At 54.6% G+C, this 432-nt stretch carries 1 pseudogene; it reads right to left on the reverse strand.

What is annotated here, in order from left to right:
* Positions 1–432 (reverse strand): annotated as a pseudogene (locus HMPREF2888_RS12540) (IS256 family transposase); the annotation flags it as partial.

The raw sequence follows: 432 nt of genomic DNA on the forward strand, positions 1-432 counted from the left end.
GTACCACTCGAGCATTTTTCGTTGGCGTTCCCCTGACCTGCCTCGGTGCGCATCGGCGATGCGTTTGAGCTGGGCGTTTATGCCGCCTTCAAGACTGTTTGTCGTTGAAGCCCAGCGTTTAGGATCAAGCGCATTCGGTGGTGGCTTAAGGTAAGTAAACAACCAATTGTTGCGCGATAGGTGCAGCAGTGAGTTGTAGGCTTTGCGTATTCGCAGATGAGTCCATTCCCACTGGTTATTGAGTGTTCGGCGTTCTTTTGGCACGGGTGTTTTCTCGTTGAGGAATGTTTTGAATACCTGACCGAAGTCGTGCAGACGTAGCGTCCACTCCCGTGCCTGTTCGAGTGTGGTGACACGGGTTAGTTTCAGCGCCAGTGCGTAGATGGTTTTGCCGGCGTCGGTGCGCGGCCGTGAGTGGTGTAGCGGCGGATG

This window comes from Corynebacterium sp. HMSC077D03, assembly GCF_001808545.1.
In the GTDB taxonomy this organism is placed as follows: domain Bacteria; phylum Actinomycetota; class Actinomycetes; order Mycobacteriales; family Mycobacteriaceae; genus Corynebacterium; species Corynebacterium simulans.